This window comes from Streptomyces sp. NPDC058872 (genome assembly GCF_042743065.1).
Lineage (GTDB): Bacteria > Actinomycetota > Actinomycetes > Streptomycetales > Streptomycetaceae > Streptomyces.
This window is the reverse complement of record NZ_JBHYMK010000014.1, coordinates 133803-148580: the sequence shown is the minus strand read 5'-3', so window position 1 is coordinate 148580 and position 14778 is coordinate 133803. Positions and strand designations below refer to the sequence as shown.

Annotated in this window: 13 protein-coding genes and 1 pseudogene; 6 read left to right on the top strand and 8 right to left on the bottom strand. The window is 70.2% G+C overall.

Features of this window, described 5'->3' with window-relative positions:
- Positions 1–106 precede the first annotated feature (106 nt).
- The 3 genes from ACFW22_RS11975 to ACFW22_RS11965 form a co-directional block, all read right to left on the bottom strand.
- Positions 107–1705 carry a cation acetate symporter gene (locus ACFW22_RS11975; protein WP_386401908.1) on the bottom strand — a complete coding sequence of 533 codons (1599 nt, stop codon included), beginning with the start codon at positions 1703–1705 and terminating at the stop codon, positions 107–109.
- Positions 1702–2031, bottom strand: coding sequence for a DUF485 domain-containing protein (locus ACFW22_RS11970; RefSeq protein WP_386401906.1), 330 nt, complete (start codon positions 2029–2031; stop codon positions 1702–1704). Before ACFW22_RS11970 ends, ACFW22_RS11975 begins: the two co-directional genes overlap by 4 nt.
- 284 nt (positions 2032–2315) lie before the next feature.
- On the bottom strand, positions 2316–3962 hold the full coding sequence (locus ACFW22_RS11965; RefSeq protein WP_386401904.1) for an ABC transporter substrate-binding protein: 1647 nt from the start codon (positions 3960–3962) through the stop codon (positions 2316–2318).
- A 247-nt stretch (positions 3963–4209) separates the two neighbouring features.
- On the opposite strand from ACFW22_RS11965, the gene ACFW22_RS11960 reads away from it, so the two are divergent.
- Positions 4210–4671 carry a DUF3237 domain-containing protein gene (locus ACFW22_RS11960; RefSeq protein WP_386401902.1) on the top strand — a complete coding sequence of 154 codons (462 nt, stop codon included), beginning with the start codon at positions 4210–4212 and terminating at the stop codon, positions 4669–4671.
- 63 nt (positions 4672–4734) lie between these two features.
- Here the strand turns inward: ACFW22_RS11960 and ACFW22_RS11955 are convergent, their stop codons facing one another.
- Positions 4735–5148: a MarR family winged helix-turn-helix transcriptional regulator gene (locus ACFW22_RS11955; RefSeq protein WP_386401900.1), complete on the bottom strand. Its 414-nt coding sequence runs from the start codon at positions 5146–5148 to the stop codon at positions 4735–4737.
- Positions 5149–5350: 202 nt separating this feature from the next.
- Here ACFW22_RS11955 and ACFW22_RS11950 point away from each other — a divergent pair, with 202 nt between their 5' ends.
- From ACFW22_RS11950 to ACFW22_RS11930, 5 genes and pseudogenes are all read left to right on the top strand, one after another.
- Entirely contained in the window at positions 5351–6262 is a 912-nt protein-coding gene (locus ACFW22_RS11950) for an SDR family NAD(P)-dependent oxidoreductase (RefSeq protein WP_386401898.1), read from the top strand.
- Between the two features lie 2 nt (positions 6263–6264).
- Entirely contained in the window at positions 6265–7152 is an 888-nt protein-coding gene (locus ACFW22_RS11945) for an amidohydrolase family protein (RefSeq protein ID WP_386401896.1), read from the top strand.
- 11 nt (positions 7153–7163) lie between these two features.
- Positions 7164–8708, top strand: a complete 1545-nt coding sequence (locus ACFW22_RS11940) for a long-chain fatty acid--CoA ligase (RefSeq protein WP_386401894.1) — start codon at positions 7164–7166, stop codon at positions 8706–8708.
- 308 nt (positions 8709–9016) lie between these two features.
- Positions 9017–9475: a MaoC family dehydratase gene (locus tag ACFW22_RS11935; protein ID WP_386401892.1), complete on the top strand. Its 459-nt coding sequence runs from the start codon at positions 9017–9019 to the stop codon at positions 9473–9475.
- Positions 9476–9694: 219 nt separating this feature from the next.
- Positions 9695–10490, top strand: a pseudogene (locus tag ACFW22_RS11930) (NAD(P)/FAD-dependent oxidoreductase); the annotation flags it as partial.
- 28 nt (positions 10491–10518) lie between these two features.
- Here ACFW22_RS11930 and ACFW22_RS11925 read toward each other — a convergent pair.
- From ACFW22_RS11925 to ACFW22_RS11910, 4 genes are read right to left on the bottom strand one after another with little or no spacing between them, the layout of a single operon-like run.
- A complete protein-coding gene (locus tag ACFW22_RS11925; protein WP_386401890.1) occupies positions 10519–11550 on the bottom strand; it encodes an aldo/keto reductase in 1032 nt (343 codons plus the stop codon).
- Positions 11547–12521, bottom strand: coding sequence for a Gfo/Idh/MocA family oxidoreductase (locus ACFW22_RS11920; protein WP_386401888.1), 975 nt, complete (start codon positions 12519–12521; stop codon positions 11547–11549). Before ACFW22_RS11920 ends, ACFW22_RS11925 begins: the two co-directional genes overlap by 4 nt.
- A gap of 1 nt (position 12522) precedes the next feature.
- The gene (gene ligA, locus ACFW22_RS11915) at positions 12523–13830 is read right to left on the bottom strand and encodes a protocatechuate 4,5-dioxygenase subunit alpha (protein ID WP_386401885.1); all 1308 of its coding nucleotides are present in this window, start codon (positions 13828–13830) and stop codon (positions 12523–12525) included.
- Positions 13831–13856: 26 nt separating this feature from the next.
- Positions 13857–14777, bottom strand: a complete 921-nt coding sequence (locus ACFW22_RS11910; RefSeq protein WP_386401883.1) for an amidohydrolase family protein — start codon at positions 14775–14777, stop codon at positions 13857–13859.
- Position 14778: the final 1 nt, after the last annotated feature.

The following is a 14778-nucleotide window of genomic DNA, read 5'->3' as shown; positions in this document are numbered from 1 at the left end:
CTGCCCGGGGCCTCGCCACCTGCTTGTTCGCCTCACGTGTCGGCTGCGAGCGGACGAGAGGAGGCAACCCCGTGCCACAAGGTCCTGGCCGACGCTCTGGGCGACGTCAGCCGATACCGGTGAGCATCCTGATCCGCGCCGCGGTGCCCTGAGTCAGTTCCGCGGGCGTCGGCGGTGCGAGGCGACTGCCGATCCAGCCCAGGAGGAAACCTGCGGGGACGGTGAACAGCGCGATGCTCTGGAGCGGGAACCAGTGGAAGTCGTGGCCCGGCAGGAGCGAATACGACTGTCCTGACACCGTCGGGCTGAAGAACTGCAGAACGAGGCAGCACGCCAGAGAGCCGTAGAGCGTCCACAGCATTCCGCGCCGGGTGAAGCCCTTCCAGAACAGGGTGTAGACCAGTGCGGGCAGGATGACCGAGGCGGCCACGGCGGCGCTGAACGACGCCAGGAAGACCATGCTCCACCCGTGCAGCAGCACCGCCAGGAATACGCTCGCCGAGCCGACCGCCACGGTCGCCCACCGGGCCACGACCGTCTCCCGCCGGTCCGGCACGGCGCCCCTGCGCAGGGTGTGCGCGTAGATGTCGTGGGACAGTGCCGCAGCGGTGGCGAGGGTGAGCCCGGCCACCGAGGCCAGCGCGGTCACGAACACGGCACAGGCGGTCGTCGTGAACAGCATCCCGTCGGCGGCTCCTTCGTCGAGAGCGCGGGCCAGCAGGAACAGTGTGGTGTTGCCCTGGGGGTCGTCGCCGACGATCGCACCCGTGCCCACGACCGCCGCCGCGGCGAGGCCGAGGAACACCAGCGCCGTGTAGAACGAGGTGATCATGACGACCGCGTGACCCGCCGCGCGTCGGGCGGTCCGGCCACTTCGGGCGGCGCCGATCCGCAGGAGGACGGGAGGCACCACCGCGGAGCCGAGCAGGACGGTCAGGCCCAGGGAGAGGAGTTCGAGCGTGCCGGTCGCCGTGGTCCCGAACAGCCCGCCCGGAGAGTGGAAGACCTCCGCACCGCCGACGCCGAGGGCGGCCTCCCGCGTCATGGTGCCGAAGTCCCCGTCGAAGCGCCTGCCGGCGACGACGGTGAGCACGAGGACCACGCCGAAGACCAGGAGCGCCTTGCCGGCCTGGATCATGCTCGTGCCCCGCATGCCGCCGAAGGCGGCGAAGGACACGATCAGCAGTCCGATCAGTACGGTGCAGACCCGGGCGGCAGCAGGTGCCTTCAGCCCCAGGAGGTAGGTGATGACGTTCCCCGCGACCGTGAGCTGGACGACGACGAGCGGGACACACACCACCAGGGTGAGCACGGTGCCCGCGATCCGCGGTGCGGCGCCGGCCGTCCGGGTCTCCAGAATGGACCCGAGGGTGAAGCGCCCGGTGTTCCGCAGGGGCTCGGCCAGGACCACCAGGACGATCAGCGCTGCACAGGCACCGGCGGCCAGCACCATGCTGTCGTAGCCGCTCAGCGCGACCGTGCCGATGGGACTGAGCAGGGCGGTCACCGGAATGTAGTCGCCGCACAGGGCCAGAGCACTGCGCACGGCCGGCAGGGAGCGCTCCGCGACGTAGTAGTCGGAGGCCGTTTCGCCGGCCATGCCCGAGACGAGACACAGCAGGAAGCAGAGGCAGACGACGATCAGGAACAGGGTCAACGGAGTGAGCAGCCCGGCCCCGGCGGCAAGGACACGATCTCCGTTCACGACGTGGCCGATCCGGTGCCGTGCAGCGCGTCGACATGAGGGTCGCACCGTCGACGACAGGCGTGGTCGTACCACAGGGCGGAGACCGCCATGGTGCCGGCCTGAAGGCTCAGCAACAGCATTCCGAGCGTGTACGCGCCTGCCACCGACGTCGCCGCGAGGCCGTCCAGCGCGAAGGTGACCAGACAGACGAAGGCGATCACAGTGGCGTTGACCGCCAGGAGCAGGCCTCTCAGCCGTCTCGCTGTGCCGTGCAGTCGCGTGTACTCCGGTTGTTCGGCGACAACCGCTGAGGAGCCGCGTGGCGTGGGTTCGAACAAGGACATGGTGTGACTCCGAGGTGCGGGGTGTGCGTAAAGCGCGGGAGGGCGAAGGAGAGGGAAACGGCGTGCCCCGCCGGTCGGTGAAGACCGCCGGGGCACGCCGTCGAGGACTTGTGCGGCAGGTGGTCAGCCGGTCTGGGCCCAGGAGGGGGTGGGCCGGGGTGTCGCGGCGGGCGTGACCCCGGATTCCGCCTCCGTGAAGCGTGCGAGGAACGCCTCGGCGGGCGATGGGTTCCACAGCGGCGTGACGTCGGCCATCCTGGCCGCACGCTCCGAAGGGGGACGGGTCACCTTCCGGTGCCGCCGAGGTAGGCGGCCCACGGCATGTTCATGTAGGCGAACGAGGCGGGCGCACCGCTGATGCGCTTGTTCATGAACATCCGTTCGTGTGTGGTGGCCAGGAACACCGTCGGGGTGCTGGGGGTGAACAGGGCCTGGGCCTCGGCGTACGCCTTGGCCGACGCCTCGGGATCGGAGGAGGTGCGGGCCTGGTCGAGCAGCTGGGTCACCTGGGGGTCGTCGTAGCCCGTCCAGTTGAAGATGCCGCGAGGGGTGACGCTTTCGGCCACGTAGGACGCCGGGTCGGGCATGGTGACGTAGCCGAAGGTGAGGATGAGGTCGAGGCCCTTGCGGACCGAGGGGTCGTAGAAGAGCGAGGACATCTCGGTGGGCTGGAGCTGCTTGATCTCGATGTCCACGCCGATCTTCTTGGCCGAGGCCTGGACGAACGTCAATGCCTGCAGTCCGCGCTGGTCGCCTGCGGGGATGGCGGCCACCAGCGGGCGGGAGACCGGGCGGGCCTGTGCGACCAGCTTCTTGGCTTCCTCCACGTCCGGCTCCGGGACGTCGGGCAACGCTGCGTAAGCGGCGTCGAACCGGGTGGCTGCCTTGTCCCCGCGCCAGGTCAGGGGCGGGACGAGTGACTTCAGGGTGGTGGCGTCACCGCCGAAGACGTTCTTGATCAGGGCGTTCCGATCGATGACCAGGGACAGCGCGTCCAGGAGCTTGCGGTCGGCCGCGGGCGATTCGGCGTTCCCGGGAACCAGCAGCACGTTCTGGGTCGACGGGCCGAGGTACAGCGCGCCGTTGTTCGTCTTGCCGAGCGCGGTGGCGCTGCTGGGCGGCAGTTCGTAGGTGCCGTCCACCTCGCCGGACAGCAGCGAGCTGGTCAGCGTGTTGTTGTTGGTGATGAACTGGAACTCGACCCGCTTCGCCTTCGGCTTCAGCGCGGTGTCCCAGTACGCATCGTTGCGTTCCAGGGTGATGCCGTTGCCGGACCTCCAGGACCCCAGCTTGAACGGCCCCGTACACATCAGGCCGCCCTTGGCGGTCCCGTAGGAGGGGCCCGCCTTCTCGCTGTATGCCTTCTGGCTGACCGCTCCGAACGACGTGGACAGCGCCTTGGGCAGGGTCTGGTCGTACTCCTTGGTCCGCAGCGTCACCTGGTGCGTGCCGGTGGCCTCGATCGAGGCCACGGCGGTCAGGTAGTTGCCGTACAGGGCCTGCGTCTTCGGGTCCCGCTGCCGCTCCAGGCTGTGGATCACGTCCTCGGGGGTCAGGGGAGAGCCGTCCCAGAACTTCACGCCGGAGCGCAGGTCGAGCACGAGGGTGCGGTCGTCGGTCCAGGTGACCTTTTGGGCGAGGCCGGGACTCAGGGAGAAGTCCGGGTTCATCCGGGTCAGGGTGTCGCAGAGGTTGGCCTCGACCGTCTGGGGCGAGTAGTCGCCGATCTTGGCGGGGTCGAGGGTGGTCGGTTCGCCGTAGGGCAGGGCCCAGGTCACCCGGTCCACCTGGGAGCCGCCGGGGGGCGTGGTGGTGGTGAGACGTCCAGCCTTGGGGGTTTGGTCGTCTCCGGCGGTCGAGCTGCTGCAGGCCGTGACGGCCAGCAGTCCTGCGCTCGTGAGTGCCGCCAGCAGCATTTTCTTCGCAGCCATGGCTGAGTGCTCCTTGCCGAGAGGAGTGAGGGGGAGGGGACGATCGGCATGGGGGGTGTGAGGAACGCCGACGAGTCGTCGTAAATGAACGTCATATAACGTTGTTGCATATCACGCTTGCATCTGGTGAGCTAACGCGTCAAGAGCAAGACGTGACCATCTCGCGAATCTGGCGTCCAACCCCACACGATCCGGTGTGGCCGGCCCGAGATGGTCGCCACCCCTCTCGTAGAAGCGGAGCATTGCCATGTCCTTCACTCCCGCCCTCGACTTCGCGTTCGAGATCCGTGCCGAGGTGTCCGACACGCTGCACATCGGCAACGGTGACGGTGAGATCACCGAGTTCACCCCCATCACGGGGGGCAGCGTGGACGGGCCCCGGCTGCGCGGGAAGGTCCTTGTCGGTGGAGGTGACTGGAGCAGCACGCGTGGGGAGGTGTGCGAACTGGAGGCCCGCTATCTGCTCCAGGCGGAGGACGGTTCCGTGATCGACATCGTCAACCGCGGCTACTACTGCCCCAAGGCCGACGCTCCGGACCAGTTCGACGGTGAAGTGCAGGTCTCCGAGGCCGGGCACTACTACCGCACCTCGCCGGTCTTCCGCACGAACGCCCCCGCCCACCGCTGGCTCACGGAGACGGTCTTCGTCGGTCTCGCCCGCCCGGACGGCGACGAGGCCGTCGTCATCCGCATGTACGCGCTCGGGTGACCGATCGCTTCCGTGGCCCGCGCGCCGACCGCGCGGGCCCGTGCTGCGACCGCCGGGTCCGGGCTAGGACAGGGAGCGCCACGCTCCGATCAGGGCCTCCCGGAGTGCGTCGACCTCTTCGGTGCTGAGACCGGCGACCATGCGCGCTTCCAGCGCGCGGGCCGGGTCGGCGTACTCGGCGAGTAGCCGCCGCCCCGGATCGGTGAGCAGGACGAGGCGCTCGCGGCGGTTGGTCGAGTTGGGCTCGCGGCGGATCAGGCCGCGGCTCTCCAGTGTCCGGATCATGTCGGCCATCGACTGGGCGGTGACGAAGGAGTCGCGGGCGAGTTGGGCGGCGGAGATGCCGTCGTGCCGCTCCAGGACCGTCAGGGCGGTGTACTGCAGTGCTGTGATTCCGGCGGGCTTGAGCAGTTCCTCCAGGCGGGCGCGCACCGCCAGCTCCGTCCTCTTGAGCAGGTAGAGCAGTGACGTGCTCACGTCGGTCCTCCCGTCGTGTCGACCGGGCGGGCGGTCGAGTCCCTTGGCGTCCCGGTGCCGCCCGGTGGCGGCTGCCTCAGCCTAAGTCATTGACAGGAATCCTGTTGATTGACCAGACTGCATTCATCAGGATTCCTGTCGATCCCGGCGTGCGTGCCGGAGCCTTCGGCACCCCTTTTCTCCTGTGCGAGAGGTGTTTCTCATGGATCTTCAGGGCAAGGTCGCTGTCGTCACCGGCAGTGGACGCGGTCTCGGACTGGCCTATGCGCAGGCCCTCGCCGGGGCCGGTGCGGCCGTCGTCGTCAACGACGTCGACCCGGCCGCCGTCGAAGCCGCCGTCGCCTCGATCACCTCCGGGGGCGGCACGGCCACCGGTGTCGTCGCGGCCGTGGGTGACGGCGAGGCGGCCCAGCAGTTGGTGGACGCGGCGGTCCGGGAGTACGGGCACTTGGACGTGCTCGTCACCAATGCCGGCATCCTGCGCGACCGCGTGCTGTGGAAGATGACCGACGACGACTTCGACGACGTCGTCCGCGTCCACCTCCGCGGCACCTTCACCTGTGCCCGCGCGGCGGCCGTCCGCATGCGCGAGCAAGGCACCGGGGGCCGGCTCGTCCTCATCTCCTCGCCGGCCGGACAGCGCGGCAACTTCGGTCAGACCAACTACGCCGCCGCCAAGGCCGGCATCGTCGCCATGGCCCGCACCTGGGCCATGGAGCTGGGCCGCGCCGGCATCACCGTCAATGCCGTCGTCCCCGTCGCCGCCACCGAGATGACCAAGACCATTCCGGCCTTCGGTCCCGTCATCGAAGAGTCCGAGCGCACCGGAAAGCCGCTGCCGGACTGGCTGCGCAAGGACGAGGGCCTCGGCACCGTCGAGGACGTCGCCGCCCTGATCACCTTCCTCGCCTCGGACGGCTCCGACGGGGTGACCGGGCAGGCCATCGGCATCGGCGGTGACCGCCTCGCCCTGTGGGCGCACCCCAAGGAGAAGGCGGTCGCCTTCGCCGACGGAGGCTGGAGCGCCGACGCCATCGCCGCCGAGTGGCCGGACGGGGTCGGAGCCGAGCCCGAGACCTACGGCATTCCCGCGCCGAAGTCTCCGGAGGCGTAGACATGCCCGATCTCGCGCTCGACCTCGACCGGCTCACCGCCATCGACGTGCACACGCACGCGGAGGTCTCCAAGGACGGCCACGGGGCCTTGAGTCCGGAGCTGTTCGGTGCCTCGGAGAAGTACTTCAAGGCCCATGGCCACCGGCAGCCGACCATCGAGGAGATGGCCGGCCACTACCGGGAACGCCGCATGGCCGCGGTGGTCTTCACCGTCGACGCCGAACACGCCACCGGCCACCCGCGGATCTCCAACGAGGAGATCGCCGAGAGCTGCGCGGCCCACGCCGACGTGCTGATCCCCTTCGCGAGCGTCGACCCGCACAAGGGGCGCGCGGGTGCGCGCGAGGCACGGCGGCTGGTGGAGGAACACGGCGTCCGCGGCTTCAAGTTCCATCCCAGCATCCAGGCGTTCTCCCCGAACGACCCGCTCGCCTACCCCTTGTACGAGGTCATCGAGGAGCTCGGCGTGCCCGCCCTGTTCCACACCGGCCAGACCGGCATCGGCGCCGGCGTCCCGGGCGGCGGCGGCATCCGGCTGAAGCACTCCGATCCGATGCTGGTCGACGACGTGGCCGTCGACTTCCCCGAGCTGCGCATCATCCTCGCCCACCCCTCCTTCCCCTGGCAGGACGAGGCCCTGGCGGTGGCCACCCACAAGCCGCACGTGTACATCGACCTGTCCGGCTGGTCCCCGAAGTACTTCCCGCCGCAGCTCGTGCGCTACGCCAACACCCTCCTGAAGGACAAGGTCCTCTTCGGCTCCGACTACCCCGTCATCACCCCCGACCGGTGGCTCGCCGACTTCGAGGAGCTCGACATCAAGCCCGAGGTCCGGCCGAAGATCCTCAAGGAGAACGCCGCCCGCCTGCTCGGCCTGATGACGGACTGAAGGAGTCGTTCGTGTTGAACCAAGGCATCGGCTCCTGGCCCGCGCGCCGGGCCCGCAAGACCCCCGACCGGATCGCCGTCGTCCACGAGGGTTCCACCTCCACCTACCGGGAGCTGCACGAGCGCGTCCTGCGCCTCGCGCACGCCCTGCGCACACTGGGCGTGGTGCGGGGCGACCGGATCGCCTACCTCGGCCCCAACCACCCGGCGTTCCTGGAGACCCTGTTCGCCGCCGGGACACTGGGCGCGATCTTCGTCCCGCTCAACACCCGCCTGACGGTCCCGGAGTTGACCCACAACCTGGTCGACTCGGGCAGCACCGTCCTCGTGCACGGGCCCGAACAGGACGGGACGGCCCGCGCCGCGGCGGCCGGGGCGGGCATGCGGCACCGGATCGCCCTCGCCGGGCCCGACGACGACTCCCCCGGTTACGAGGAGCTGCTCGCCCACGCCGGCACCGAACCGCTGGACGAGGCCGTGGCGCCCGAGGATCCGTGCATCATCATGTACACCTCCGGGACCACGGGCCGCCCCAAGGGCGCGGTCCTCTCCCACGCCAACATCACCTGGAACAGCGTCAACGTCCTCGTCGACACCGACCTGACCGGCGACGAGGTGACCCTCGTCATGGCCCCGCTCTTCCACACCGCCGGCCTCAACATGACCTGTCTGCCCACCCTGCTCAAGGGCGGCCGGGTGGTCCTCCTCGGAGCCTTCGACGCCGAGCGCGTCCTGGAGCTGATCGAGGAGCTGCGGGTCACGTACGCGTTCGGCGTGCCCACCATGTACGACGCCATGGCCGCCCGGCCCCGCTGGGCCACCACGGACCTGTCCAGCCTGCGCACCCTCAACTGTGGCGGCGCCCCCGTGCCCGCACGCACCATCGCCACCTACCTCGACCGCGGCCTCGCCTTCAGCCAGGGCTACGGCATGACCGAGGCGTCCCCCGGCGTCCTCTACCTGGACCGGGAACAGGCCGCGGCCAAGGCCGGATCCGCAGGCGTGCCGCACTTCTTCACCGACATCCGCATCGTGCTGCCGGACGGCCGCGAGGCCGGACCGGGCGAGCGGGGCGAGATCCAGGTCCAGGGCCCCCACGTCATGACCGGCTACTGGAACCGGCCCGAGGACACCGAAGCCGTCTTCACCGGGGAAGGCTGGCTGCGCACCGGAGACGTCGCGCGAACGGACGACGACGGGTACGTCTCCATCGTCGACCGGGTCAAGGACATGTTCGTCTCGGGCGGCGAGAACGTCTACCCGGCCGAAGTCGAGGAGGTGCTCCTCACCCATCCCGCCGTCGCCGAATGTGCCGTCATCGGCGTGCCCGACCCGGTCTGGGGCGAGGTCGGCCGCGCCGTCGTCGTCCTCGGACCCGGCGCCCGCGCCGACCGGGACGAGATCCTCGGCCACCTCCACGGCCGACTCGCCAAATACAAGATCCCCAAAACCCTCGTCCTGACGGAAGAGCTGCCCCGCACGGCCTCCGGAAAGATCATCAAGCCCGCCGTGCGCGAGGCGTACACGGACGCCCCCGGCGAGCGTCCGCAGGCGTGACGGACACCCGGAACCCCACCTCACCCCACACGGGCGGTGCCCCCACCGCCCGTGCCATCGGAAGGAGGTGCCGGGGTCGACGCCCGCCGTGTGCTCGGCCCCGAAGCTCCGGTCCACCGTGACCAGCGCCCCTCACGGCCCGAGAACGCTCCACCGGCAGGTCCCTGGCCAGAGATGACCGCGGCTCTCCGTCCCCGGTCGGAGCATCCCGGAGGGCCGGGCGACCGTCCCTTCCGAGTCACGAGTGACAACCCGCCATCACCGCACCCGGTCCTCCCGGACCGCCTCACATCCCTAGGGAGTCCACCATGACCACCCTCGCGAACGGCCTCGACGAACTGAAGGCCCTCACCGGAGCCGACCTCGGCCGCACCGACTGGCTCGACATCACCCAGAAGCGGGTGAACACCTTCGCCGACGCCACCGACGACCACCAGTGGATCCACACGGACCCGGAGAAGGCCAAGGACGGCCCGTTCGGCGGCCCGATCGCCCACGGCTACCTCACCCTCTCCCTCATCATCCCGCTCTTCAACGAGCTGCTGGAGATCACCGGCACGAAGATGAGCGTCAACTACGGCCTGGAGAAGGTCCGCTTCCCCAGCCCCGTGCCGGTCGGCGCGAAGATCCGGCTGCACGGTGCCGTCGGCGAGGTGGAGGACGTCAAGGGCAACGGCGTGCAGATGCCCCTGACGTTCACCGTCGAGGTCGAGGGAAGCGACAAGCCGGCCTGCGTCGCCCAGGCCGTCTACCGCCACTACGCCTGACCACCGGTCCCGCGCCGCGACCGCGTCGGCACCGCTCGCCCGTCCGTGAACCACCCCTGAACCCGCAGGCATCGTCATCCTCCGCCCTTCGCACAGGCGGACGCCTGCGGTGGGCCGCCCCCCTGCGGGCGGGGGCGACGATCACCCCGACCGCAGGGCGGGCAGCTCCCCGACGACATCGGCACCGCGCTCGCACGGTGCTCCAGGAGGCACGCGCACGTGTTCTCCGCGGCCCGCAGGAAGCCGCACGGATCCCCTGATCTCCCTCCAGACACCCCACCCAGTCCGTTCTGGCTCGACGACCCGCGCCGCCCCGGGACCACTTCCGCCCTCGTGGGCTCCACCACTTGTGGTTTCCTGGTCGTCGGCGGAGGCCACACCGGCCTGTGGACCGCGCTCATGGCCGAGGAACGAGACCCCGCCCTCGACGTTCTCCTCGTCGAAGCCGGCGAAGTCGGACGCGCAGCCTCCGGCCGTAACGGCGGATTCTGCGAGGACGGCCTCACCCACGGCCTCACCCACGGCCTCACCCACGGCCCCACCCACGGTCTGGACCGCTGGCCCGACGAGATCGCCGTGCTGGAGCGACTCGGCCGTGAAAACCTCCACGCAGTGGAGGACACCCTCGCTCGCCACGGCATCGACTGCGACGGGGAGCGCACGGGTTCCCTGACCATCGCCCCTTGACCCCACCAGGTCGCCTGGCTCGCCGAAGAAGCCCAGACCGCCGCCCGTCACGGGGCCGACGCCGTCTACGACTACGCGCTGGTGACAGAGCCGTTGACCGACCAACAGTTCGCCTCGGTGGCCTGGCAACACCGACAGGGGCGGGCCGATCCGCTTCGGTCAAACCCGGGGTGGAGCCATCGACACCAGCCACCGCGGCAAGGTCGCCCACGCAGCGGGCTTCACCGGACTCGGCGTCGGCTCCACCCGCTTCGGCACCGAGACGGTGCTTGACCTGCTTGCCGGCGCCCGCCCCGGGCGCACCGCCCTCGCAGGGGTCCGCCGCAAGCCGCTGCCCCTCCCGCCCGTCCCCGCCCTCAGCCCGCTCGGCCGCAGCGCTCGGTGTCGATCTCGGCGAGTGTGGCCTCGTGGTAGCGGGCCCCGTGGACGGTCCCGTCGTTCAGCACCCGTCCCGCCGCGGCGAGGACCTCGCCGGGTATGGCCAGGTCGAGGACGGACAGGTTCTCCCTCAGGTGAGGTACCGACCGGGTTCCTGGAATGACGACGACGTGGGGTTCCTGGGAGACGACCCAGGCCAGGGCCAGCTGCGCCAGGGTGACGCCGGCGTCATCAGCGATCCTCTCGACCTCTCGCCGCAGCGTCAGGTTGGCCGGATAGCGGTCGGCATCGAAGCGGGGCATGCTCCGGCGGATGTCGCCTGCGGGAAGGGCGCCGAAGTCCGGTGGCGCCGAGGTGAGGAAGCCCCGCGCGAGGGGGCTGAAAGCCACCAGGGCGACGCCGAGTTCGCGGGTCGCCGAGAGCGTGCCCCGCTCGGGGTTGCGCGTCCAGAGGCTGTACTCGTTCTGCAGCGCGGCGATCGGGTGCACGGCGTGCGCCCGCCGCAGGGTCACGGCGGAAACCTCGGACATGCCCAGGGCGCGCACCTTCCCGGCCGTGACGAGTTCGGCCATCGCGCCGACGCTCTCCTCAACCGGCACCTTCCGGTCGAGCCTGTGCAGGTAGTAGACGTCGATGACGTCGGTACGCAGCCGGGCCAGCGCCTCGTCGGCGGTGCGCCGGATCGTCTCAGGACGCCCGTCGATCACCCGCTTCCCGTCGACGCCGGTCATCCCGCACTTGCTGGCCAGCACGATCCGGTCCCGGTGCCCGGCGAGCACCCTCCCGACCAGCTCCTCGTTGGTGCCGAAGCCGTACAGCGCCGCCGTGTCGAAGTGTGTGACGCCCTCCTCGACGGCCGTCAGGAGCAGCCGCTCCGCGGCCTCCGGAGTCGGCGGGACGCCGTACGCATGGCTCAGGTTCATACAGCCCAGGCCGACCGCCGGCACCTCGAACGGACCGATCCGGCGCGGGGCGGGCCGCCCCGCGCCGGTGGAGGTCGGCGCGGTCACGAGCCCGCGACCGCGTTGAGTTGTTCCTCCAGGTTGGCCAGCGTCCGGTAGCAGGCCAGGACCTGGGCGATCGAGGAGTTCGGCTCGCGGCCCTCGCGGATCGCGGCGACGAACTCGCGGTCCTGGAGTTCGATGCCGTCCATCGACACGTCGACCCCGCTCACGTCGATCGCCTCGTCCCTGCCGGTGAACAGGTCGTCGTACCGGGCGATGTACGTGCCGGTGTCGCCGATGTAGCGGAAGAAGGTGCCCAGCGGCCCGTCGTTGTTGAAGGACAGCGACAGCGTGCAGAGGGCACCGTTCTCCGCGCGCAGTTGGATCGACATGTCCATCGCGATGCCCAGCTCGGGGTGGATCGGGCCCTGCACGGCGTTGGCCTGCACGATCGGCGAGCCGGTCTGGTGGGCGAAGAGGTCGACGGTGTGCGCGGCGTGGTGCCACAACAGGTGGTCGGTCCAGGAGCGCGGCTGGCCGAGCGCGTTGAGGTTCTTCCGGCGGAAGAAGTACGTCTGCACGTCCATCTGCTGGATGGTGAACTCGCCGGCCTCGATCCGCCGTCGCACCCATTGGTGGCTGGGGTTGAAGCGGCGGGTGTGGCCCACCATCGCGACGAGCCCGGTGCGCCGCTGCGCCGCCAGGCACGCCTCGGCGTCGGCGAGGGAGTCGGCGAGCGGAATCTCGACCTGGACGTGCTTGCCCGCCTCCAGGCAGGCCAGTGTCTGTCCGGCGTGCAGGTGCGTGGGCGTGGCGAGGACGACGGCGTCGACGTCGTCCATCGCCAGTGCCTCCTCCAGGGAGGCGACGGCGCGGCCCACCCCCTGCTCCGCCGCGAACTTCTGCGCGCTTTCGAGGCTGCTGCTCACGACGGCGGCCACCTCGACGCCCTCGATCCGTTTGAGGGCGGCCGCGTGCTTGGCGCCGAAGGCGCCACCCCCGGCCAGGGCGATCCGCAGGCTCCGGTCGTCAGTCATGTCACTCCTTCTCGGTGGGCCCTTCGGCCCCGGGGCGGTTTTCCAGGATCAGGTGGCCGACGGCGGTGTTGGACGCCGGCACGTGGTAGAAGCGGTGCTTGACCTCGACTTCGCCGGAGCCGTCGACGTCGCTCAGCGCGCCGCGGGCGATCAGCCACATGACCAGCTCGATGCCCTCGGAGCCGGCCTCCTCGACGTACTCCAGGTGCGGCACCTCGGCCAGCCCGGCCGGGTCCTCGACCAACCGGTCCAGGAAGGCGTTGTCCCACTCCCGGTTGATGAGGCCGGCGCGGGGGCCCTGGAGCTGGTGGCTCATGCCGCCGGTGCCCCACACCTGCACCTTGAGGGGCCGGTCGTAGGACTCGATCGCCCGGCGCAGGGCCCGGCCCAGCTCGAAGCAGCGGGCGCCCGAGGGCACGGGGTACTGCACCACGTTGACGTGGAACGGGATCACCTTGCACGGCCACTCCCCGACATCGCCGAACAACAGCGACAGCGGGACGGTCAGACCGTGGTCGACGGCCATCTCGTTGGCCAGGGCGAGGTCGAAGTCGTCCCTGATGAGGGAGTGCGCGATGTGCGCGGCCAGGTCGGGGTCGCCCTCGATGCCGGGCACCGGGCGGGGGCCGTACCCCTCGTCGGCGACGGGGTAGGAGGCGCCGGTGCCGAGCACGAAGGTCGGGACCATCGACTGGTCGAAGGCGCTGGCATGGTCGTTGTAGACCAGGAAGACGACGTCGGGAAGGTTCTCCTCCTCCCATTCCTTGGAGTACTCGTACCCGTCGAAGACCGGTCGCCAGTAGGGCTCTTCGGTCTTGCCGTGGTCCATCGCCGCGCCGATCGCCGGCACGTGCGAGGTGAAGACCGCGCCGGTGACCACGGCGTGCCCGGTCGGCGGGGTCGGGTCGACGTGTGCGGCCTCCAGGACGGCGTGGTCGATCCGGTTGCCCTCCACCGGACGGCCGCCGCCGACCATCATGGCGCGGTACTCCTCTTCGGTCATGCCGGTCATCGAGCCTGCCATCTGCTGGAACGAGAACCCCAGCGTGGCACCCCACTTGGCGAGGAAGTAGATGTTGCCGCCCTCCCGCATCGCGGCGTTGAGGTCGCGGTCGAGCAGCGCCTGCTTCTGTTCCTCCCGCAGGGGCCACGCGTCCAGGTAGGCGCGTTCGTCGGCGAGGTAGGCCGCGCGGTTCTCCGCCGTCATCAGCGACATGCAGAACTGGTTGAGGTGATAGCCCTTGGCGGACTGTTGGGCGTCGAAGATGGTCGTTCCCGGCACCAACTTGTAGGTCTTGTCCAGTGACATGGTGGGTTTCCGATCGTACGGCGGGGTCAGTCGGCGTCGGGCCAGTACAGGCGCATGGGGTTGTCGACCAGGAGCTTGTGCCGGAGTTCGGGCGTCGGCGCGATGTGCGGGACGAAGTCGACGAGGAGCCCGTCGTCGGGCATGTGGTCGGTGAGGTTGGGGTGCGGCCAGTCGGTGCCCCACAGCACCCGGTCGGGGAACTCCTCGACCACCCGCCGGGCGAACGGGACGACATCGCGGTACGCTTCCCGCTCCCCGTCGAGGGCCGGCGGGCCGCTCGCCGTCAGCCGCTCCGGGCAGGTCACCTTGCACCAGATGTCGGGTCGGGCCCGCAGGAAGTTCAGGAACGACTCGAACTCGGGCCCTTCCGGATCCTTCGAGGTGTCCGGAAGGCCCATGTGGTCCACGACCACTGCCACGGGGATCGACAGGAAGAAGTCCCGCAGGTCGGGCAGGTCGGCCGCCTCGAAGTAGACGACGACGTGCCAGCCGTAAGGAGCGATCTTCTCGGCGATGTCCCGCAGGTCCTGCTTCGGCGCCGCGTCGACGAGCCGTGTGACGAAGTTGAACCGGACGCCGCGGACGCCCGCCTCGTGCAGTTCCCGCACCTCGGCGTCGGTGACGTCGGGCCGCAGTGTCGCCACGCCCCGGGCCAGACCGCCGGCGGCCCGCAGGGCGTCGACCATGGCGGAGTTGTCGGCGCCGTGGCAGGTCGCCTGGACCACGACGTTGCGGGTGAAACCGAGGTGGTCGCGCAGCTCGAAGAGCTGCTCCTGGGAGGCGTCGCACGGCGTGTACTTGCGCTCGGGCGCGTACGGGAACTCGGCGCCGGGCCCGAAGACGTGGCAGTGCGCGTCGACGGCGCCCTCGGGCACCTGGAACTCGGGCCGGCTCGGGCCGGCGTACCAGTCCAGCCAGCCGGGCGTCTTCTCGAAACTCGTGGTCACG